Source organism: Methylophaga sp. UBA678 (assembly GCF_002299105.1).
GTDB lineage: Bacteria > Pseudomonadota > Gammaproteobacteria > Nitrosococcales > Methylophagaceae > Methylophaga > Methylophaga marina.
The window spans coordinates 26,354-47,518 of the sequence record NZ_DBNG01000004.1; the positions used below are offsets into that span (position 1 = coordinate 26,354).

General features: G+C 44.4%; 21 protein-coding genes. All 21 read right to left on the reverse strand.

Features of this window, described 5'->3' with window-relative positions; translation table 11 throughout:
• On the reverse strand, nucleotides 1-2,505 hold a 2,505-nt coding region (locus B3014_RS01590; protein WP_289286886.1), incomplete at its 3' end, for a methyl-accepting chemotaxis protein.
• The gene (locus tag B3014_RS01595) at nucleotides 2,492-3,277 is read right to left on the reverse strand and encodes a ParA family protein (protein ID WP_289244648.1); all 786 of its coding nucleotides are present in this window, start codon (nucleotides 3,275-3,277) and stop codon (nucleotides 2,492-2,494) included. The genes B3014_RS01590 and B3014_RS01595, both read right to left, overlap by 14 nt.
• On the reverse strand, nucleotides 3,277-3,783 hold the full coding sequence (locus tag B3014_RS01600) for a chemotaxis protein CheW (RefSeq protein ID WP_289244647.1): 507 nt from the start codon (nucleotides 3,781-3,783) through the stop codon (nucleotides 3,277-3,279). The genes B3014_RS01595 and B3014_RS01600 overlap by 1 nt, the downstream gene beginning before the upstream one ends.
• A 3-nt stretch (nucleotides 3,784-3,786) precedes the next feature.
• Nucleotides 3,787-5,919, reverse strand: a complete 2,133-nt coding sequence (locus B3014_RS01605) for a chemotaxis protein CheA (RefSeq protein WP_289244646.1) — start codon at nucleotides 5,917-5,919, stop codon at nucleotides 3,787-3,789.
• A gap of 4 nt (nucleotides 5,920-5,923) precedes the next feature.
• A complete protein-coding gene (locus tag B3014_RS01610; protein WP_289244645.1) occupies nucleotides 5,924-6,286 on the reverse strand; it encodes a response regulator in 363 nt (120 codons plus the stop codon).
• A gap of 40 nt (nucleotides 6,287-6,326) precedes the next feature.
• Nucleotides 6,327-6,605, reverse strand: a complete 279-nt coding sequence (locus B3014_RS01615) for an STAS domain-containing protein (protein WP_289244644.1) — start codon at nucleotides 6,603-6,605, stop codon at nucleotides 6,327-6,329.
• Between the two features lie 154 nt (nucleotides 6,606-6,759).
• Nucleotides 6,760-7,206: a flagellar export protein FliJ gene (gene fliJ, locus B3014_RS01620; protein ID WP_289244643.1), complete on the reverse strand. Its 447-nt coding sequence runs from the start codon at nucleotides 7,204-7,206 to the stop codon at nucleotides 6,760-6,762.
• A gap of 27 nt (nucleotides 7,207-7,233) precedes the next feature.
• Complete coding sequence (gene fliI / locus B3014_RS01625; protein WP_286305590.1) at nucleotides 7,234-8,661, reverse strand: flagellar protein export ATPase FliI; 1,428 nt, start codon at nucleotides 8,659-8,661, stop codon at nucleotides 7,234-7,236.
• Nucleotides 8,654-9,346 (reverse strand): flagellar assembly protein FliH, encoded by a 693-nt coding sequence (locus B3014_RS01630; protein WP_286305591.1) that lies wholly within the window; start codon nucleotides 9,344-9,346, stop codon nucleotides 8,654-8,656. The genes fliI and B3014_RS01630 overlap by 8 nt, the downstream gene beginning before the upstream one ends.
• Entirely contained in the window at nucleotides 9,333-10,343 is a 1,011-nt protein-coding gene (gene fliG / locus B3014_RS01635) for a flagellar motor switch protein FliG (protein WP_289244642.1), read from the reverse strand. Before fliG ends, B3014_RS01630 begins: the two co-directional genes overlap by 14 nt.
• Nucleotides 10,343-12,025 carry a flagellar basal-body MS-ring/collar protein FliF gene (fliF, locus tag B3014_RS01640; protein WP_289244641.1) on the reverse strand — a complete coding sequence of 561 codons (1,683 nt, stop codon included), beginning with the start codon at nucleotides 12,023-12,025 and terminating at the stop codon, nucleotides 10,343-10,345. The genes fliG and fliF overlap by 1 nt, the downstream gene beginning before the upstream one ends.
• A gap of 30 nt (nucleotides 12,026-12,055) precedes the next feature.
• Entirely contained in the window at nucleotides 12,056-12,391 is a 336-nt protein-coding gene (gene fliE, locus B3014_RS01645; RefSeq protein WP_286305594.1) for a flagellar hook-basal body complex protein FliE, read from the reverse strand.
• Between the two features lie 42 nt (nucleotides 12,392-12,433).
• Nucleotides 12,434-13,819, reverse strand: a complete 1,386-nt coding sequence (locus B3014_RS01650) for a sigma-54-dependent transcriptional regulator (protein ID WP_289244640.1) — start codon at nucleotides 13,817-13,819, stop codon at nucleotides 12,434-12,436.
• Nucleotides 13,816-15,006 carry a sensor histidine kinase gene (locus tag B3014_RS01655; RefSeq protein ID WP_289244639.1) on the reverse strand — a complete coding sequence of 397 codons (1,191 nt, stop codon included), beginning with the start codon at nucleotides 15,004-15,006 and terminating at the stop codon, nucleotides 13,816-13,818. Before B3014_RS01655 ends, B3014_RS01650 begins: the two co-directional genes overlap by 4 nt.
• A 127-nt stretch (nucleotides 15,007-15,133) precedes the next feature.
• Nucleotides 15,134-16,615 (reverse strand): sigma-54 dependent transcriptional regulator, encoded by a 1,482-nt coding sequence (locus B3014_RS01660; RefSeq protein ID WP_289244638.1) that lies wholly within the window; start codon nucleotides 16,613-16,615, stop codon nucleotides 15,134-15,136.
• A gap of 122 nt (nucleotides 16,616-16,737) precedes the next feature.
• Nucleotides 16,738-17,040, reverse strand: coding sequence for a flagellar protein FliT (locus B3014_RS01665; RefSeq protein ID WP_289244637.1), 303 nt, complete (start codon nucleotides 17,038-17,040; stop codon nucleotides 16,738-16,740).
• Nucleotides 17,041-17,042: 2 nt separating this feature from the next.
• A complete protein-coding gene (gene fliS, locus B3014_RS01670) occupies nucleotides 17,043-17,441 on the reverse strand; it encodes a flagellar export chaperone FliS (protein WP_286305600.1) in 399 nt (132 codons plus the stop codon).
• A 34-nt stretch (nucleotides 17,442-17,475) separates the two neighbouring features.
• Entirely contained in the window at nucleotides 17,476-18,834 is a 1,359-nt protein-coding gene (gene fliD, locus B3014_RS01675) for a flagellar filament capping protein FliD (RefSeq protein ID WP_289244636.1), read from the reverse strand.
• Nucleotides 18,835-18,886: 52 nt separating this feature from the next.
• Nucleotides 18,887-19,285: a flagellar protein FlaG gene (locus B3014_RS01680; protein ID WP_286305602.1), complete on the reverse strand. Its 399-nt coding sequence runs from the start codon at nucleotides 19,283-19,285 to the stop codon at nucleotides 18,887-18,889.
• A gap of 90 nt (nucleotides 19,286-19,375) precedes the next feature.
• Nucleotides 19,376-20,167 carry a flagellin gene (locus B3014_RS01685; RefSeq protein WP_289244635.1) on the reverse strand — a complete coding sequence of 264 codons (792 nt, stop codon included), beginning with the start codon at nucleotides 20,165-20,167 and terminating at the stop codon, nucleotides 19,376-19,378.
• Between the two features lie 190 nt (nucleotides 20,168-20,357).
• A complete protein-coding gene (locus tag B3014_RS01690; protein ID WP_286305604.1) occupies nucleotides 20,358-21,152 on the reverse strand; it encodes a flagellin in 795 nt (264 codons plus the stop codon).
• Nucleotides 21,153-21,165: the final 13 nt, after the last annotated feature.

The following is a 21,165-nucleotide window of genomic DNA, read 5'->3' on the forward strand; positions in this document are numbered from 1 at the left end:
TTGCTGTGTCATTTCATCCATTTGTGTCACAGCCTGGTTGACTTGCTCAATACCCGATGTCTGTTCAGTACCTGCTGCCGCGATTTCAGAAATAATATCGCCGACTTTTTTTGCACCTTCAACAATTTCTTCCAGTGTCTTCCCTGACTCATTTACAAGAGTAGAGCCCTCTCTCACTTTCTCACCACTATCATTAATGAGCTCTTTTATCTCTTTGGCAGCAGCAGCAGATCGTTGGGCTAAATTACGGACTTCAGAAGCCACTACAGCAAAACCTCGGCCTTGTTCTCCAGCACGAGCAGCTTCCACAGCCGCATTGAGTGCCAACAAGTTAGTCTGAAACGCAATCTCATCAATCACGCCAATGATATCTGCTACACGCTTACTCGAAGTACTGATAGCAGCCATGGCCTGAATCGCTTCCTGGATAACATTGCCACCTTTTTCAGCTTTGCTTCTGGCGTCTACAGCAAGTTGATTAGCCTGACGTGCATTGTCGGAATTTTGTCTGACTGTGCTGGTGAGCTCTTCCATACTCGCCGCTGTTTCTTGTAATGACGACGCTTGCTCTTCTGTTCGCTGACTTAAATCCGTATTGCCTTGGGAAATTTCACTCGCCGCGGAAGAAATACTGATCGATGCTTCGATAATGTCCTGCACAATCGTTGAAATTTTGCTGATTGAACCATTGACCGCTTGTTGAAGCAGTGCGAACTCTCCTTCAAACTCACCATCCATTAGCTTAGTGAGGTCACCTTGCGCCAATGCATTCATAACCATGGATGTCGCTGATAAGGCCTTCTGAACGTCAAACTGTAAATGTTTCTCTTCAGTGATATCTGAAGCGTATTTCACCACTTTATAGGGCTTACCGTTCAGGTCAAAAATCGGATTGTAACTGGCCTGTAACCAAATATCTTTGCCATCTTTACCAACGCGCTGATACTCACCAGAATCAAACTCACCCCGGTTTAGTTTTGCCCAAAACTCTGTGTATTCAACACTCTGTGCCAGTGCAGGTGTAGCAAACATACGGTGATGCTTGCCTATAACTTCCTCTCGTTGATACCCCACAACATTAAGGAAATTATCATTCACACTGCGAATGGTGCCATCCATATTAAAACTGATCACCCCCATCGCCTTGTTAATAGCAGAAATTTGACCTTCGAAATTGGCACGTTGTAATTTTGTTTCAGTAATATCTGTGGCAAATTTCACCACTTTGAATGGTTTACCATTCATATCAAGAATAGGATTGTAGCTGGCTTGTAACCAGATTTCCTTGCCACCATTGGCAATTCGTTTGTATTCACCACTATCAAACTCACCACGATTGAGTTTTGCCCAGAACTCAGCATACTCAGCACTTTGAGCTAGCTCAGGTGTGGCAAACATTCGATGATGCTTACCGATGACATCTTCACGACTATAGCCCACTACTTTGAGAAAGTTTTCATTTACATCAATGATGGTGCCATCCATTTCAAAGCTAATCACTCCCATCACTTTGTTGATGGCATCAAATTGACCATGAATATCAGCATTACGAAGTTTTTCTTCAGTGACATTATGCCATTCAAGCATATTGCCGATATAGTTATCCTCTTGATCTAACATGGCTGTTACATTTAGACGAAAGGCAAGTGGACCGACTTTGATGTCTGCTTGATGAGGTAAATTATCGGGATTACTGAGCATTTGCCTTTGATGAGCAGGATTTTTATGGAACATATCAATATTACTTCCGACCAATCCTTTTATGGAAAATCCAGGGTAGATTCTTCTTAACGTCTCTTCATGCTCTCCCAACATATTTAATGTTGATTGATTGGCATATGTAATAGTGAAGTCTCTATCAATCATCATTACCGCCGTGACCGCATTATCAAGTGCGTTGGCTCTATTTAAGATGTCTTTATCTGCCTTTTCATTAACAGCCATGTCTCTCTCCTCCATGGGATATGCTCCCGTCGTCATTTTTTTAATAACGTTATCTAATGTTTCGTTCCATGCTGATGCAACAGGTTCTGACCATGATGACTCAGCATATTTTTCCAGCACCTTTAACAAGCAACTTTTGACAGCCTGATAATCTGGCTCTTTCACGCCATATGAAATGTGACGTTCACCTAATTCAGTCAAATAACTATCTAGTAAGGCTGGGTGACGCAGGTTTTGTACCAATAACACTAAAGCAGCTAATAATTTTTTCTGTTGCCCTTGCTGCGAGACACTTTTAAACAAGCCTTTTAGCTCCGGGTGCTGTTGAAAAAGCAACGTGTAAAAGTCGGCAACGACATATTCACCACGAGCGGCAATAGGAATGAAGCTCTCTTCTACCAGCTCGATATTCGTTTTAGGCGGTAATGACACTTCAGCCATAGCGTCTTCTGGTAATGATGATGTATCAGCAGATCTGTTCGTTGATTGTGTCGGGGGTTGATTATCTGCAGTCAACCAGGCAAGAGGATCGTTGCCCATTACATTTTTACTCTTGGCCATCAGCCACTCTCCTCTCTAAGACATCGCTAGCCAAAGAAAAATAGTCTTCTGCACCGGAGCTCTTTTTCCGATAGTCGAAAATAGTTTTACCAAAGCTAGGGCATTCTGCTAACGCCACGTTTTCACGAATAGGTGTGAATAGCACTCTACTAGGAAAATATTTCAGTACGCGTTTACGCACTTCTGCTGTGAGTTTTCTACGTAACTGCATCCGCGTTGATACCAGCCATAATCGAATACGGTGCCCAGAGATTTCTTCTGAACGTTTAAGGATCTGCATCATGCGTGATAGGCCTTGTAATGACAGATAGTCTCCAGATACGGGCACAATCAATTCACTAGAAGCAAACATCGCATTAACACCCAGTAAACCTGATGAGGGCGGACAATCTATCAACACAAAATCATAAGCTGATAATGACGACGCTTCGATTGCTTTTCTTAAGCGATGACCGCGCTCTACCCCACCTTCATTCAGGTGTTCAAACTCATTCAAGCGTGGCCCTGCCGGCACGACATCAAGGTTGTCCCGGGCATGCAGCTTGACGGTATCAATGGTCTCCCCCTCCAACAGCACAACATCAATGCCGAGCTGCTGATTGTCCAATCCTAAACTGGTGGCCACTTGCCCTTGAGGATCCATATCAATCATGGCTACTTGTTTGCCTTGGATAGCGAGTGCATGCCCAAGATTGACGGTTGTTGTCGTTTTCCCAACGCCCCCTTTTTGGTTCATAATCGCAATGATGCGAACGTGTTCAGAAGTCATCATTAGCCTATTTGCTCTACGCTGAGAAGCTTATCGATATCCAGTAACATCAACATACATTCATCGATGTCAGCAATCCCTTTAATAAAGCTGGTATCAACGATACTGCCTAAGTCTGGTGCATTTGAAATCATATCTGGATGAACATTGTATGCATCAGACACAGCATCAACGACTATACCTACAATTCGGTCAGTTATACCTTCCACTTTGACAACAACGACAACAGTAGTCTTGGTGTAGGCATTGAAAGGCATACCGAATAGCAATCGAAGATCGATAATCGGCACAATCACGCCACGCAAATTTAATACACCACAGACATGTTCTGGTGTATTTGGAATCGATGTCACCGACCCCCAGCCTTTTATCTCCTGCACACGGAGAATCTCCACACCATAATGTTCGCTATCCAACTCAAATGTCAGGTACTGCTGGGAACCATCGTCGATGCTGTCAGCAATATCAAGAATATCCAGAATCTCATTTTCTGTGTTCATCTCAACCATGACTCAAACCACACTCTTGAGAGAAGTTTGTTTTATTATTGATGGCTCTTTGTGCATTGCCATCACCCCTGCAATATCCAGGATTAAAGCAACTGTTCCATCACCTAGGATGGTTGCGCCAGCGAGACCTTTCACTTTACGGAAGTTCGTCTCTAGACTCTTGATGACAACTTGTTGTTGTGCCAGAAGCTCATCAACAAACAAACCAATTTTGTAATCCTCACAGTCCACAATCACCAGCAAACCATGTTCTAGATCTTCAATACCGCCATCCAGGTTAAACACATTTCGCAATCGGATAAGCGGTACGTATTCGTCCCTGATTTTGTATAACTCTCCTTTACCAGTCACTTTTTTTACTTTGCTGATATCCACTTCAACAGACTCAATAATGGAAATCAGAGGAATGATGTAACGTTGGTCTGCAACCTGAATAATCTGACCATCCATGATCGCCAATGTCAGAGGTAGCCTAATAGTGAATGTTGACCCGATTCCTGACTCAGATTTCACCTCAACAGCCCCTCCCAGGCTGTTAATATTTTTCCTCACCACATCCATGCCGACACCACGGCCAGAGAGATCACTTACTTGATCGGCAGTAGAAAAGCCCGGTAAGAATATAAGTTCATGTATTTTCTCAGGTGAAAGTGATTCATTCGGCTCGACCAGACCTTTTTCGATTGCCTTCTGTAAAATCTTCTCTTCGTTTAACCCTGCACCATCATCACTAATCTCAATCACAATATTGCCACCCTGATGATAGGCGTTGAGTTTTAGAACACCGGTTTCAGATTTGTTAGCCGCCAGGCGTTTTTCGGGTGTTTCCAGGCCATGATCCAGGGAGTTGCGAACAAGATGAACAAGTGGATCACCAATTTTTTCCATCACTGTTTTATCAAGTTCGGTTTGCTCGCCGGTCAGCACCAGTTCCACCTGCTTTCCAAGTTTGCTGGTCATATCATGGACAAGGCGAGGGAAGCGATTAAACACAAAACTGATGGGCAACATACGAATACGCATGATGCTTTCTTGCAACTCTCGGGTATTACGCTCTAACTGCTCTAAGCCATCAATTAGTTGTGGCAGCATACTGACATCAAAATTATCACCGATCTGACCTAACATCGACTGAGTAATAACCAACTCACCGACTAAGTTGACGAGTGAGTCGACTTTATCTGTACCCACGCGTATAGAAGCTGTAGAGGCATCACTGCTGACTGTTTTCTTTTTAGGTGCGACGTCACTTTTGATTGGTGTTTTTGATGGAGCATCAACGGCTATAGAGGCGTGGTCAGTCGCCATGGGTTGAGATACAGCTTCAACAACCTCAGGTTTATCATGGCTCTGTTGCTCCTGTAACAGTTCAGGTGAGTCTGAAGCTTCATTTTCTTGAAGTCGTTCAATTGTTAGCTCACAATCACCATCCACCCATTCGAAGACTTCATTTATCTGAGCTTCATCCATTTCGCCAGTAAGCGTCAGTTCCCAACTGAAGTAACATATTTCAGGATCAAGGTCTGTAAAAGGGGGCAACTCCTCATCATTCACAGTTACAGCTAATTCACCAAGTTCAGCTAGCTCACGGAACATACGTATGGGTTCATTACCCGTTTGAAGCAGGTGAGGTAGTGGTTTGAAGTGAATCAACCAAGACTGTTGCTGAGTATTCGTTTCAGTAGTATCAGACTCATGGCTCTCTGGTAAGGAGGTATCCTCAACATTCATCCCAGTTTCAGCCACAGCAGCATCTAATATCTTCTCAAGCGCGTGAGAAACTTGAGCTACTTTTTCCTCATCAACATCTGAGCTGTTTTGAACAGCTGTCAACATTTCACGTAAGGTATCGACAGCGGAGAGTAATGTTTCAATGACCTCATGAGTTGCTTCACGCTCACCGTTGCGAATTTGGTCTAAAAGGGTTTCTAGACCATGCGTGAACTCAGAAATATGGCTAAAGCCGAACGTGCCAGCCCCACCTTTAATTGAGTGTGCAGCACGAAAAATGCCATTAACCGTATCATCATCGATCTCCCCTTGAGACATGCTCAGCAGGCCTGTTTCCATAATATCGAGGCCTTCGAAGCTTTCTTCGAAGAATACGCCATGAAATTGGGTAACATCGATGCTCATCTGTCTACCCCAGGACTTTTTTCACCGTTGCTAAAAGCTGATCTGGATTAAAAGGTTTAATCAACCAGCCCGTAGCACCGGCAGCACGTCCTTCTTGTTTCTTTTCAGGGCCTGCCTCGGTTGTCAAAACAAGAATGGGAGCAAACTTAAAACTAGGTAACTTTCTTAATTCTCGAGTTAGCGTCAGGCCGTCCATCACTGGCATATTGACGTCTGTAATCACGAGATCAAAAGATTGTCTTTGAGCAATCTCCAGTGCTTGTTTACCATCATCTGCTAGCGTGACTTTATGCCCTGCTCCTTGCAAAGTGAATGTCACCATTTGGCGCATTGAGGCAGAATCATCGACTGCGAGAATATTAGCCATAACAAAAAAGCTCCTTCTTTAACTTTAGTTTTTTTATATTTTATTGTGCGTAAAATGCTTTGATACCCAATCTATCGACAGCTTCACAAAAAAGTTGACTAGGATTTGACCAAATGACTACCAGCCCCTGAAGTTGGGCATTCCGAGAGAATGAATAAAAAAGCTGAATAACGGCCGTGTCGATACGTTCAATATCACTTAAATTAATTTGAATAGCCTGACCTTCAGCTATGGCCATTAAGAGCTGGGCATATAAATCTGCAACTTGTGCGATGGTGACAGACTCAGCACAGTTTATTTCGACAATCGACTCAGCCATTTTTCTATTCCCTCTATTTCTATAGACGATAGATGATGATTTTTCTCACTTGACTCATCTTCACTATTGTTTTTCATATCGTTTTACTAATATCGGCCAGTAATGAGAAAAAATTATCTTGTTTTTCAATTATCTAAAATTTAAGTATCTATATTTATTTATTTCGATTTCTCAACCATGCACTATTGGTATGTTCATCCATTTCAACCTGCTCCCTCTTTAACTGTTTCTTGAGCTCAGTTGCTTCGTAGCGGGCCATTAAAGCATCAATTGCCTGCTCTTTATTTCTTGCTTGCAACCACAGTTTCTGTTGTCTTTCTACATTGGCATTGGCTGATTTAACTTGGGATTCTTGGCTGAGAATAGCCTGATCTAGTTTTGCTAAAAAGCTTCTTAAATCGAGAGCTTTTTTGGCCGTCATGACCATAGGATCATCCTGGCGAAATCGCGCCAAGTATTCGGCTCTGTATTGACAGAGATCATCCAATTGGAATTGCTCCTGTTGAAGTAAGGCATTTTGCTGGCCGAGTTTTTGTAATTCTGACTCCGTTGCCTTTCTTGCCATTTCTATCACGGGATCAAGTTTACGACTACGACTCATGTATTGACTCCACGTTAAGCACGAACATTAAAAACGCCGGGTATTTCCATCCATCAGCATTGGGGCTTGTGATACGTTTTGTTGCTGCTGATTCTGTAATTGCTTTCTTAACTCAAGCACCTGTTTCAGACGTTGATCACTTTGCTCCCAGTTCACCGCTTCATTCATTCCCTGTCGTAACAGCTGAAGTAAAGCAGGGAACATCGCTATCGACTCATCAATAGCAGGATCACTTCCCTTACTATAAGCGCCTACACTGATAAGATCTTGATTTTGTCGGTAAGTGGAATAAATCTGTTTGAACTGCTGGGCCTGTTTCAGGTGGTCTTCACTGACTATATTTGGCATCACCCGACTAATCGAGGCTTCCACATCAATCGCAGGATAATGGCCCGACTCGGCCAGCTGTCTTGATAACACTATATGACCATCCAAAATTGCACGAGCCGCGTCTGCAACCGGATCCTGTTGATCGTCACCTTCGGTTAACACCGTATAAATAGCAGTGATAGCCCCACCATTAAGTGGACCATTCCCTGCACGCTCCACTAATTGCGGTAATAAGGAAAAAACGGAGGGTGGATAACCTTTAGTTGCCGGAGGTTCGCCAATCGCTAATGCAATTTCACGCTGTGCCTGGGCAAAGCGAGTCAACGAATCCATCAGCAATAATACTTGCTTACCCTGGTCGCGAAAGTATTCTGCAATACTGGTAGACAACATCGCACCGTGCAATCGCATCAAAGGCGAATGGTCGGCAGGTGAGGCAACAACAACCGACCGTGACATTCCTTCCTCACCAAGAATATCTTCAATAAATTCTTTTACTTCTCGACCACGTTCCCCAATCAAACCCACCACAATGACATCGGCTTCAGTGAATCGTGTCATCATGCCCAACAACACACTTTTACCCACACCACTGCCAGCGAACAGGCCCATACGTTGGCCTCGGCCTACGCTGAGCAAGGCATTAATGCTCTGGACTCCCACATCCAGATGCTGACGAACAGGAGAGCGTGCTAGTGGGTTTACCGGTTCACCGTGTAAGGGAACCTTATCTTGAACACGAAGTGGGCCTTTACCATCTAAGGGTTTACCAGCGCCATCCACAACACGGCCAAGCATCGCTTCGCCGACAGGCACTTGAGAATCACTGCGGACCGGTCTGACTTTCGCATTAGGTACCAAGCCACGCATATCACCTGTCGGCATGAGAAACGTCGTTTCGCCAGAAAAGCCGACCACTTCCGCTTCTATCGGTTTTTGTCCCTTACCAATAATCTCACAACGACTACCAATAGGCACCTGAAAGCCTACCGCTTCCAATGTTAACCCCACCATTCTGGTCAACCGCCCTTCAATCAATACATCCTGCTCGTCACCAGAATCCAATCGCTGCTGATATTGCATCAGTTTATTTTGTAGTCGCGATTGGCGTTCCGCATTAGTCATTGTCAGCGTCTCTCTCATCGCCAAGGACTTTACTAATGATGCTATTCAATCTTGATTCAACGGTTGCATCCACACTAGTGTCAGACGTTTCCAGTCTTAATCCACCCCGGGTTAATAAAGGATCTTCTATCCATTGGTATTTGTTTGAATCATGCTCAAGAGATAAGCCTTTCTGAATAATCAAAAGATCATCTGGATGAACATAAATTTTGAGTTGACGGTCACTGATGGGTAAAGCTTCCAACGCCGCACGCATAGCACCGATAACATGCTCGGGTTGATGCTTAAGTTCGCGACGAACCAACTGGCGAGTCATGGTTATCGCTAGATTGACCAGATCTTTTTCTAAAAGCTCATCGAGTTCTGTCAGGGGTTGCTGTAATGTTTGGAGCATTTGCTGGAGCTTTTCAACCTGCAGCTGAATATCTTTCAGCCCAGCTTCCTGACCGTCTGCAAAACCCGCCTGGTGTCCTTCTTCGTAACCCGCCTTATAACCTTCTTCTTGCGCTTGTTGCTGAAGCGCTTCAATAGCTTTGATATCGAGTACTTGGGGCGCATCCTTATCTTCAACGTCCGTCACCGACACCATTCTTGGTGCCTCCCAACGTTTTATCGCATCAGCAATCTCATCGGCAGATAAGACATCAGCTTGTTTAGTAACAACTGTGTCATCAGACGAAGTCATCACCTGCACCTCCGCCTAGCATAATTTCGCCTTTATCAGACAAGCTTCGTGCTGTGGCAAGAATGGCTTTTTGTGCAGCCTCAACATCACTCAAACGAACCGGCCCCATGGCCTCTAAATCATCACGCATCATCTCGCCTGCACGTTGTGACATATTACGCAGGAATTTCTCTTTTAATGCGTCATCAGCGCCTTTCAAGGCAAGCTGTAACTGATCTGTCTGAATTTCACGCATCAAGGTTTGCATACCACGATCATCGACATCAATAAGGTTTTCAAAGACAAACATAAGATCTTCGATATTTTGACCAAGATCGGGTTCACTTTCTTTGATTTTTTCCATGATAGCGGCTTCAGATGTGCCATCAACAAAGTTGAGAATATCGGCAGCCGTTTTGAGACCACCCACCATTGTTGATTGTGCACCAGCCGCACCACTGAATTGTTTTTCCAGAATTTCGTTTAGCTCCGTCAAGGCTGAGGGTTGTACCCCATCAAGCGTGGCTATCCGTAGAATGATGTTAGCTTGATCACGAGCAGGGAACTGCGACAAAACCCCCGCTGCCTGATCGGCATCAAGAAATGAGCAAACAATCGCGATAATCTGAGGATGTTCAAGTCGGATAACTTCATAAATGCCTCTAGCATCCATCCACTTAAGCTGTTCCAGGCCGTTGGTATTACTACCTGATAGAATACGGTCCAATAGGCTGCCAGCACGATCTTCACCTAAAGCACCCACCAGCATTTTACGGACATAATCATGTGAGCCGATACCCAGTCCGGTTTCTTGCTCCACCGTGGTAACAAAACTATTCAGAACGGATTGCACTTCCTCTCGGGTGACATTTTGTAAGGTCGCCATTGCCTGACCGACTTTTTGAACCTCTTTCGGCCCCATATGCTTGAGGATAGCCGCCGCTTCCTCTTCACCAATAGAGCGTAAAAAAACAGCCGCTTTTTCAGTGCCTGTCAGTTTTCTGAGTTCTTCTGCCATTAGGCATCACCCGCCGTCCAATTTTTGACTACTTGCGCCACCAGTGCAGGATCTTGCTGCACTAAACTTCGGACATTAGATAGTTGCTCTTCCATCTTTTCCGAACCAGTGGTCAGTTTAGCAATCTCTTCACCGCTTGCGCTACTTCTAGCTAAAACTTCTTCTGGTGATAAATTGTCATTATCACTCTCGGTGACGGGCACTTTTGTCATATCTCTGAATGCTGGACGAATCACACCAAAGATAAGGAACAGAACAACCAGTGCACCACCCACTTGTTTGGCTAGATTCCAGACCCAAGGTTCTTCCCAGATTGGTTTTTCAGGCAAGGCTTCAACCGTTTCAGGTGCCATGAATGGGGCATTGACCACATTCAAACTGTCGCCTCGCGCTTTGCTAAAGCCAATGGCATCCATGACTAAGGCATTGATACGGGTCATTTCTGATTCAGACAATGGTACGGAAGTAACATTACCTTCTGCATCCACTGTTCTTCTCTCGTCAACCAATACGGCCACACTCAGTTTTCTGACATTACCAGGTGCCATTCGGGTATGACTGATAGTGCGGTCTAACTCAAAATTACGTGTCGTGCTTTTTCTGCTTGAACCGGGCGCTGTTGTCGTAGTGGCCGCTTCATCAGCACCTTCTTCTGGAAGCGCTTGCTCAGGTGCAACACCACCACCAGGAGGTTGATTACTGAGTGCGCCGGGCACGCCAAACGGTCCACCATTACCAACACGCTCTTCTTCTTGCAGCTGCTCACTTCTCACTGCTGTCATGTCCGGGTTATAACTTTCGTGTGTTTGTTCAGACATTGTAAAGTCAACATCGGCCACGACCTGTGCACGCACCCCATTCATACCCACAATGGGTGACAAGATATTTTCTATACGGTCGATATAGATTTGTTCAACCTTACGTGTGTATTCAAGCTGGGTATCACTCATTGCCACACCCGCCGCACGCTCTGGTTGAGTTAATAAGTTGCCACGCTGATCCACAATAGTGACATCGGCATTTTTCATATCTGGCACACTGGAGGCGACCATGTGTGTGATGGCTGCCACCTGAGATTGATCAAGTGTTCTGCCAGCATAAAGATGAACCACCACAGAAGCGGTAGGATCTTTACGATCGCGAACAAAAACAGATTGTTTAGGAATAGCAAGATGCACTCGCGCACTTCTGACGTTATTGAGTTCAGCAATGGAGCGAGATAACTCTTCTTCCATTGCACGCTGGTAACGGGCTCGCTCGATAAACTGACTGGTACCAAACCCTTGATCCTGATTCAGCATCTCCATGCCCAGGGCAGCACTTCTGGGTAGGCCTTCAGCAGCAAGTTTCATTCGCAGTGTTTGCACATCACCAGCAGGTACTAACAATGCGCCAGTGGACGGATCCAATTTGTAATCGACATTCATCTGCTGCAAGACGTCAACCACTTCAGTCGATTCTGCAGGTGCCATATTCGCGAAAAGGACCTGATATGAGGGCGTTTGTGACCACAACAGCACATAACCACCCACGGCGATACTGGCTGCAATTGCCAATAAGAACAACATCTGTTTCACAACAGGTTGTTGAGAGATGTTTGCCTGCATAGCGCCCAATGCTGTTGTGGGTCGTGCTGTTGGCATATTGGCTTGTGAGCCGGTGGTGGCAGGTGCGTTTTCCATAGTGTTTCTCTACTCAGGCATATTCGTCAATTAAACAGACATACGCATAACTTCTTGGTAAGCCTCAATCAGTTTATTTCTGACTTGTAAGGTTGCCTCAAAAGCGACACTGGCTTTTTGCGATGCAATCATGACATCAGCCAGATTGACATTCGGGTCACCTAACTCAAATGCCGTTTTTAAATCACCGGAGTTTTTTTGCAGATCATTCACCTCATTCACAGCTTTTTGCATTACGCTGCCGAAATCCACTCGACCATTGCTCTCAGCCTCACCAGAAGGCATGGGTTGTGTTGCTGGTGAAGCCTGAGCTTGTAAAGCTCGCATCTGAGTTAGTAATTGGTTAGGGTCGATAGCTTTAATCATCTTTCTCTCTGCTCCGCTATAAAAATGACGCTGATAGTTGCTTTATGCAGACTTCTTGCCAAGTTTTTCAGGGATTTCCACCCCTTGCTCACGGAATTTGGCGATTTTGTAACGTAAGGTACGTTCACTTATACCTAGCTCTTTTGCAGTCAGTCTTCGGCTGCCTTGATATTTTTCCAGCATGTCGAGAATATGACGTTGCTCTTGGGACCGTAAATCGAATCCCTCTACAGCGCTTTTACTGCTTTCTGTAGATGAACTGACTTCAGTTTGACTCACTGAGGTATTCAATTCCTGGCCAGACACCGCCTCAAAAATAATATCTTTTGCTGTAATTGATTGACCCGATTGCAAAATTAACGCCCGCTGCAAGACATTATCCAACTCACGAACATTACCTGGCCAGTTGTGAGAAATTAAGCGAGACTTAGCCGCAGCATCCAGTAAAGGCGCAACGCGTCGTGATTGACTGGCATGTCGCGTCAACAGGCGCTGAGATAAAGGAAGAATATCATCCTGACGTTGTCTGAGAGGTGAAATTTCCAATGGAAAAACATTCAAACGATAATATAAATCCTCACGAAAACGGCCGGCTTTGACCTCCTCTCGTAAAGTTCTATTGGTGGTGGCTAACACTCTGACATCCAGCGGTATTACCTTCCTACCACCAATACGTTCAACTTCACGCTCCTGCAAAACACGTAAGAGTTTTGCTTGTAGTGATAAGTCCATTTCAGAGATTTCGTCTAATAAAATCGTGCCATGATTAGCTTGTTCAAACTTACCGGCATAGGCTTGGCTGGCGCCTGTAAACGCCCCTTTCTCATATCCAAATAGAGTAGCTTCCAACATATTTTCTGGAATAGCCGCACAGTTAATCGCTACAAAAGGATGTGAAGATCGGGGGGAATGAACATGAAGGTAGCGAGCTAACACTTCTTTACCGGTACCACTCTCGCCATTGATAAGTACAGTGGCATCACTGTCGGCCACACGCTTGGCGATAGCTTGAAGCTCTTTCGATGCCTGGGCCTGCGCCACCATGTCATCTTCTTCAGTACCAATATCGTTGATATAGCGCTGTACGCGCTGTAAGAGTTCATCGGCTTCAAATGGCTTTAATAAATAGTCAGACGCCCCCTGATGCATGGCATCGACAGCACTTTGAACGGTACCGTAGGCTGTCATCATCACGACAGGTAAATCAGGCATCATGGCTTTTGCCCGCTGCAGTAAGGTGTGTCCATCCATCGGTGACATCTGTAAGTCACTTAATAGTAAACCTACAGGCTCGCTGGCTATCTTATCCAGTGCAGACTGACCATGCTCCATACCAACGACTCGATAACCAGCGAGCTCAAGTGTGTCGCATAATGCCGTGCGAAGGTTAGCATCATCCTCAACCACTAAGATATTTGAGTGATTCATAATGCGACCTCCTCTGCTGCTTGCTCTGGCGATGTATTTGCTGATGTATAAATAGGAAACAATAATTTTACTGAGCTGCCTTTTTTGGGTTCACTTTCGATCGCAAGTAAACCTCTATGGGCTTTGACAATTGACTGAACAACGGCAAGCCCAAGTCCTGTGCCATTAGAACGAGTGGTGTAGAAAGGCGTTAACACTTTATTTAGCTCAGCTTCAGACATGCCCTCACCATTGTCATTTACGCTGATCTGGATGCATTGTTCTTTGGCGTTATTTTCAGCGTACTCTGCCATCACCTCAATCTGACCATGACCTTCACATGCTTGACGAGCATTATTGAGTAAATTGGTAATAGCGCTGATTAATGCAGATTGACTACCATAGATGTAATCGTCATTAACCTGGTTGACGAGCGTCATCGTCACTGTGCTGTTTTCTACATCATTTTGAGCAGAAAACTGTTGTTCTAATTCACTTAATAAATCACTCACTGCTACCGGTGAGGGTGATGCCATATTCCCTCTTGAGAAAGATAAAAGATCACGAATCAACTGCTCCATATGGGTGAGACTGTCTTTTACTCTTGTCGCAAAACGCTGCTTAACTTGTTCATCAGCCCCCTCTTTCAGTAAAGGTGAAAGATAGAGCATGGCAGAGGACAGAGGGGTTCTGATTTGATGAGCCAGTCTTGCTGTAACTTCACCGATGGTCGATAAACGCTGCAAATGGGAAACTTTGCTTTGCAGTGCTCGAGTATCCGTTACATCCTGTAATAAGATAATTTGTCCCGGTTCATGGCCAAGTGGATTCGTTGAGATGTGTACCAGGCGACCGTCTTTTAAGGAGACATCATGACCATCACTTGGCTTGGGATCAAAAGCCCGTTCAATGACATTTACCCAACGCTCACCTGACAAAGGTTCACCCAACAAGGAGATCGCTGCCTCATTGGCTTCCTGAATAAAGCCGGAACCATCAATCACCACCACGCCTGCGGGTAGCACAGCCAATAAACGACTATGACGATTGGCGAGTTGGTCCGCATCGGTATTAGTGGATTGTTGAATATGTTCAGCTGAGATATGGCTGACATTTGAAATAGTGCTGAGATCGATGTCTCGTGAAAAGGGTTGCGACTGATAATTCGATTGTTGAAAATCGTCACCCAGTGATAATTTCAGATTCATGTTTCTTGCTCCTACATGCACTATTGCATCGTATTAGAGCCTGAGCAATTACCATGCCCAAAACATAAAATCTTATTTATCAAATACTTAAATAGAAAACGTCAAAAGATCGACGTTGCTTCTTCGATTATTCAGTATCGCGTTGAATCCCGTATTTACGCATTTTCTCTACTAGCGTTGTTCTACGCATTTTCAGTTTATTCGCTGCATGAGCAACCACGCCCTCAGCATCATCTATGGCTTGTTTTATCAATAGATATTCAAGATTGGCAAGATGTTCTTTCAGATCAATACCATCTTCTGGCAACACCATATCTTCTGGGCCAGAAGATGAATTAACTGGGTCAGAGGATGTCTCTGGCACGGGTTTAATCTCTGGCGATGTCTCAGGTAGATTCCTTGAAGCTTCTTGCTGTGGGCCAGCGGCAATGATGCTGGTAATTTCTTCAGGTAACTCATCACCTTCTAGCTGATACTTTTCTGGAAGGTCATCAAAATCGACCGTGCCGTATGGATAGAGAATCACTAATCGTTCGACCACATTCGCTAATTCACGTACATTTCCAGGCCATGGGTAACGGCATAATGAGGTAATCGCAGCAGGGGTGAGTCGAATAGTGCCTCTGTTTTCATGTTCAATACGTTTAATCAATTCATGAATAAGCAGCGGAATATCTTCTGGTCTGTCTCTTAATGCTGGCATTTCAATAGGAAAGACATTCAGTCGGTAAAATAAATCTTCACGGAACCGACCATCAGCAATATGCTCTTCGAGGTTACGATGTGTGGCGGCAATCACGCGAACATTGGCTGTTTGTGTTTTATTACTACCTACTTTTTCATAGGTTCTTTCTTGCAATACACGTAACAGTTTGACCTGCATAGGCAGTGGCATATCGCCTATTTCATCCAGAAATAATGTGCCACCTTCAGCCATTTCAAAACGTCCTTTTCTGGCCGTTATCGCCCCAGTGAAAGCGCCTTTTTCGTGACCAAATAACTCACTTTCCAGTAACTCTCCTGGAATGGCCCCACAATTGACTGGCACAAAGGGTTTATCTCTTCTGGATGAAAAGTGATGTAAGTTACGAGCAACGACTTCTTTGCCAGTTCCTGACTCGCCCAGAATGAGCACATTGGCTTCTGAATCAGAGACCTGATCAATCATCCGCTGCACATTCTTAATGAGCCGACTATTACCTACCAGTGACCGAAATAAGTTATTGGGTGTGCTAGCTTCAGCCGCCATACCCCGATAGATGGTCGCCTGCTGTAACGCATTGCTGAGTTGAGGATATTTAATGGGGTAACGAATAGAACCGATGGTGCCTGGAAAGTCTAATGCTTCGCCAGATGGAGATTCAAGAACAAAGACGGGAACCCGTGAGTCATGATTAACCAGTTCTCGAAGTAACTGCTTAGTTTGATTTTGCCCGCCACAGTCACCCACAATGGCCATCACCACGTCATCAAGGTTTTCTACATGCTCAAACCAAAGGTCTGATTCTGAAATCACAACCGGCTGACAATTTATAAACTCAATGAGTGTGCTTAACATCTCGCATCGGTCAATATCACTTTCCACGACCAATACATTATTTACACTCATACTCACTCCATCTCTTCACTGGGTTTTGAACTGGCGATAAGCCTTGAATAACTGGAGTTAAGCATTTTCTGGCAGACATTGTCAAAATTATGACGGGTTAATTTTAAGCAAGATGTGACGTACTAGTTAGATTGGTAGGCTGCTGCCACTTTTTTGTTTTTATTAAACTGGCCTAACTCGGTTTGGATCGTTTGTCTTGCATCACGACAACGTTGTTCAACATTTTGATTTAACGTCACAATTTGTTCTATTAATGGACGCGCTTCTGACTGGTCAACATGACTATCAAGAGGAAAGATACTTTCCATTAAATCTGCTCGTAGCTTTGTCAAAGTGGAGACATCACTCCATTTGCCAGCATTCACTGCAGCACTCATGTCCTCAGTTAATCTTAATACCTGTTTTAGACGTGTTATCTCAGACATAACTAGTGAAACTCAGGGGGAATCCCGTCCCACCCAGCTTTTATTTCTTCAAGAAGTTTAGTGACTTCGTCTAATATAGCGACATCGTTACTCACATTCGCTTCGAGTAAGCGGCGAGTAATATAGTCATATAATGAATCCAGGTTCTCGGCAATTTCGCCACCTTTCTCAGCATCCAAACTGGTTTTTAAACCATCTATGATACGGATACACCAAGAAATTTGATGACCTTTTTCAGCAATTTCATTACGGGCAATACAGCCTTTTGCAGTGGCGACGCGAGCAAGCGCACCTTCCATCAGCATCTGAATAATTCGATAGGGCGAGGCATAATTTACTTCCGACTCTATGGCATTGCGGCCATAACCTTCCATCGCTTTTTTATTCACCATTACCTGCATACTCCAATCCTTAATGCCTAGGGATCATACTACTTTATTTTGAATTCAAGGCGGATAGTTGCGAAATCAAATAATTGCCTTGTGATTGTAAACTGCTGACCAAGGTATCCATGGCTGCATACTGAGCTCGTAAACGTGTTTCCGTCATTTCAAGACGTGCTTCCATCTGCTCTTTTTGCGAATCCATTCTTTTTAAACGCGAATTGAGCCCTTCTTCTCTTGAGTCAATCAGTCCATCTGTTTGTAACCAGGTATCAGCTAGAGACTCTAAACGATTAGCAAAACCTTCACCTTCAGCTGAAAACAGGTTCGCAAATGAGTTAAAGTCAGAACTTAAGACCTCATTGACTTTATCTTCATCAACCGTCATCACACCATTTTTATCAAAAGAAATGCCTGCTTCAACTAAATAACTAAAGCTCGAGCCGGTAATACTGGCTCCCGAGTTGAAGACATCTCTGACTTGGCGTTCAATTGTAAGTAGTGTGCTGTCCGCCTCTAATTGACCACTTCGCTGAGATTTAATTTCTGTCATCAACGCATTGTATGCCGAAGCAAACTCGTTTACTGACTCTAAGATAGCCTCATCATTTCTTGTGATATCGAGTGTCGAACTACCCACATCTTTTACGTTTAATGTCACTCCATCAATAGCATTGGCTATGGAGTTTGAACTACTGGTAGTCGTGAAGCCATCAATATTAACAATCGCGTCTTTTGCCGTGGAGATAGATGACAAGTTTTGTGTACCGCCAGAGCTATAAACAAAAGCCGATAGACCTGATGTATCGGTATTATTACCATCACTATCACCGCTCACAGAGACACTGATCGCGTTTTCAGTCCCGGTTTCGTTTGATGTCAGAACCAATCTGGCACCACTATCATCTGTAATGATTGATGCCGTTACGCCAGTGTTATCAGAAGCATTATTGATGGCGGTACGAATTCCTGCGAGGGTGCTATTACTGGAGTCTATCGCGACATCGAAGCTCTCACTTCCCACACTGATACTCAGTGTGCCTTCGCCAATTACTGAGTTGTAATCAGTAAATGCAGATGACGCTAACTTATCTCGACTGGCAACTTGGGTGACATTAATATTGTAGGAACCAGCCGATGCTGAACTGGTCGATGTCGCTGTGAATAAGTCTTCATCTTGTGAATTAGCTTGGAACACCTTAAAACTGGATGCACTTGCCAACGACGCCATGGCCGTTTGAAAAGAATCGAGTTTACTCTTAAATGAACCATAAGCACTGATCTGTGCGTTGATAATACTCTGCTTGCTCTCGAGTCTGTCGAGCGGTTGACGCTCAAGATCCATTAAGCCCGTAACAATGCTCTCCAGATCGAGTCCCGTTCCTACGCCTAATGATGAAATTGTCGCCATGTCAATTCTCCGCCTAAACTTAATTGCAAAATTGCAGCAAGTTTTGAGCCAATCAAGCCTTTGTTTCTAGCAATATACCGCGATACTTTTCAGCAGCATGTCTAGCTTCAAGTATCTCTTCTGAAGGGATCTGCCTGACCACTTCCTCAGTTTCTGAGTCAATTACTTTAATCACCGTATCACCACTCGTATCATCGACACTAAATTGCAGGTTACGGTTCATATTCTGCATATAATCGTTAAGTTGAGCCACCTTATCACGCAAATCGTCTGCACGTTGTTGCTGCTGGCTATTCTGTTTCTCAGCTTCTTTCTGAAGAGCTTGAGATTGAACAGATAATTCAGTAACAGTCTCAGTCTGAACAGATTGCGTAACCGGTTTAGACTGACTAGTAACATTGTTTTGCACTGATTGAAGGGCAGATTGCACTAACAGATCATTATTAGCCATTGTCTTCCTCCTAATCTAACTACTTTGTAAACGGCATAAAGCCTGGAGAGTAGTTTACCCACCAGGCCCATGCGCTTCATCCTTTTGTTATTATCCCAACAGTGATAATGCTGACTGAGGAATAACGTTCGCTTGCGATACGATGGATACACCAGCCTGTTGCAGAATTTGCGCTTTGGTTAAAGCAGCAGTTTCAGCAGCAAAGTCAGCATCAACAATACGGCTACGGGCAGCAGAAGTATTTTCTGAGAAGCTTTGTAAATTTGAGATTACAGCTTCAAAACGATTCTGAATTGAACCGAATGTTGCACGCAATGTACTAACGGTGTTGATGTCAGTATCTAATGTTCCTAAGGATGTTGATGCAGCAGTAGATGATGAAACATCAGCGGTTGTGTTGCTTAATGCAGATGCAGATACAGCTACTGTATCACCACTGTCTTGACCCACTTGAATTGAGATACTCAAGCCGCTCAAAACTGCAGTACCATTGAACTTAGTACTATTCACGATACGAGTATTTTCAGCTTCAAGCTGAGTAACCTCAGCAGATAGACCTGTACGGTCAGTTACAGTACCGTTAGCAGACTGCACGGCAATTTCACGGATACGTTGTAGGTTATTACTGATTTCAGCTAATGCACCCTCTGCTACCTGCGCAAGGGAGATACCATCAGCAGCATTACGAGCTGCTTGGTTCGCACCACGGATATCTGCTGTCATTTGCTGCGCGGTGTATAGACCAGCCGCATCATCTTTTGCACTGTTGATACGAAGACCTGAAGACAAACGCTGTAGAGATGTATTCAGTGTGCTTTGAGATTTGTTTAAGTTACGTTGTGCGTTTAATGATGCAATGTTTGTGTTAACTACTAATGCCATGAGATTTACTCCCTCATAGGGTCGAGCTAGGCTCGCTTTATACATGGCGGACAAACTATGAATTTTCTAGTTTTTACCGCCTCCGAAAACATTAGCGGCAGGGAGTGAGATTTTCTTTAAGACAATTTACAAAAAAAAAGGTCAGACTTTGCAAAAGTCTGACCCAGTTCACATTTTACTTTTTTTCAGCTTAGCCCTGAAGAAGCGATAAAGCGTTCTGTGGCAAGGTATTCGCCTGTGCGAGGATAGATGTACCCGCTTGCTGTAAAATCTGAGCGCGTGTTAGTTTTGCTGTTTCTTCAGCAAAGTCGGCATCCATAATTCGGCTACGTGCAGCACTGGTATTTTCAGCCAAACTTTGCAGGTTAGAAATAACGGCCTCAAATCTATTTTGAATAGAACCGAAGGTCGCACGCAGTTGGCTTAGGTTATTAATGTCAGTATCTAATGTTCCCAGTGCCGTTGAAGCGCCCGTTGAAGTGGAAACGTCAGCGGTGGTTGTGGTAGCAGCGGTAGCAGCCACTGTGACAGTATCCGCAGCATCGGCTCCAACCTGGAATGTCAAAGAGACGCCACCCAGGACCTGAGTACCGTTAAACTGGGTACTTGCAATAATACGGGCATTTTCTGATTCAAGCTGCGTTACCTCGGCTTGCAGACCATTTCTATCTGTGACTGTGCCGTTAGCTGACTGTACCGCTATTTCACGAATACGTTGAAGGTTGTTAGTGATTTCAGCCAAGGCCCCTTCAGCAACCTGAGCAAATGAGATGCCGTCTGCAGCATTTCTTGCCGCTTGATTAGCACCACGAATATCCGCAGTCATTTGTTCGGCAGTATATAAGCCTGCAGCATCGTCTTTGGCGCTGTTAACACGAAGACCAGAAGATAAACGTTGTAATGCAGTGTTCAAATCACCTTGCGATTTTGTTAAGTTCCGCTGCGCATTAAGCGACGCAAGGTTAGTATTTACGATTAATGGCATTTGAATTCTCCCA

Bases quoted from the DNA above. Each gene is read 5' to 3' on its own strand.
- B3014_RS01595 (WP_289244648.1), bottom strand. From the start codon at position 3,277: ATGATGACTTCTGAACACGTTCGCATCATTGCGATTATGAACCAAAAA.
- B3014_RS01600 (WP_289244647.1), bottom strand. From the start codon at position 3,783: ATGGTTGAGATGAACACAGAAAATGAGATTCTGGATATTCTTGATATT.
- B3014_RS01605 (WP_289244646.1), bottom strand. From the start codon at position 5,919: ATGAGCATCGATGTTACCCAATTTCATGGCGTATTCTTCGAAGAAAGC.
- B3014_RS01610 (WP_289244645.1), bottom strand. From the start codon at position 6,286: ATGGCTAATATTCTCGCAGTCGATGATTCTGCCTCAATGCGCCAAATG.
- B3014_RS01615 (WP_289244644.1), bottom strand. From the start codon at position 6,605: ATGGCTGAGTCGATTGTCGAAATAAACTGTGCTGAGTCTGTCACCATC.
- fliJ (WP_289244643.1), bottom strand. From the start codon at position 7,206: ATGAGTCGTAGTCGTAAACTTGATCCCGTGATAGAAATGGCAAGAAAG.
- fliI (WP_286305590.1), bottom strand. From the start codon at position 8,661: ATGACTAATGCGGAACGCCAATCGCGACTACAAAATAAACTGATGCAA.
- B3014_RS01630 (WP_286305591.1), bottom strand. From the start codon at position 9,346: ATGACTTCGTCTGATGACACAGTTGTTACTAAACAAGCTGATGTCTTA.
- fliG (WP_289244642.1), bottom strand. From the start codon at position 10,343: ATGGCAGAAGAACTCAGAAAACTGACAGGCACTGAAAAAGCGGCTGTT.
- fliF (WP_289244641.1), bottom strand. From the start codon at position 12,025: ATGGAAAACGCACCTGCCACCACCGGCTCACAAGCCAATATGCCAACA.
- fliE (WP_286305594.1), bottom strand. From the start codon at position 12,391: ATGATTAAAGCTATCGACCCTAACCAATTACTAACTCAGATGCGAGCT.
- B3014_RS01650 (WP_289244640.1), bottom strand. From the start codon at position 13,819: ATGAATCACTCAAATATCTTAGTGGTTGAGGATGATGCTAACCTTCGC.
- B3014_RS01655 (WP_289244639.1), bottom strand. From the start codon at position 15,006: ATGAATCTGAAATTATCACTGGGTGACGATTTTCAACAATCGAATTAT.
- B3014_RS01660 (WP_289244638.1), bottom strand. From the start codon at position 16,615: ATGAGTGTAAATAATGTATTGGTCGTGGAAAGTGATATTGACCGATGC.
- B3014_RS01665 (WP_289244637.1), bottom strand. From the start codon at position 17,040: ATGTCTGAGATAACACGTCTAAAACAGGTATTAAGATTAACTGAGGAC.
- fliS (WP_286305600.1), bottom strand. From the start codon at position 17,441: ATGCAGGTAATGGTGAATAAAAAAGCGATGGAAGGTTATGGCCGCAAT.
- fliD (WP_289244636.1), bottom strand. From the start codon at position 18,834: ATGGCGACAATTTCATCATTAGGCGTAGGAACGGGACTCGATCTGGAG.
- B3014_RS01680 (WP_286305602.1), bottom strand. From the start codon at position 19,285: ATGGCTAATAATGATCTGTTAGTGCAATCTGCCCTTCAATCAGTGCAA.
- B3014_RS01685 (WP_289244635.1), bottom strand. From the start codon at position 20,167: ATGGCATTAGTAGTTAACACAAACATTGCATCATTAAACGCACAACGT.
- B3014_RS01690 (WP_286305604.1), bottom strand. From the start codon at position 21,152: ATGCCATTAATCGTAAATACTAACCTTGCGTCGCTTAATGCGCAGCGG.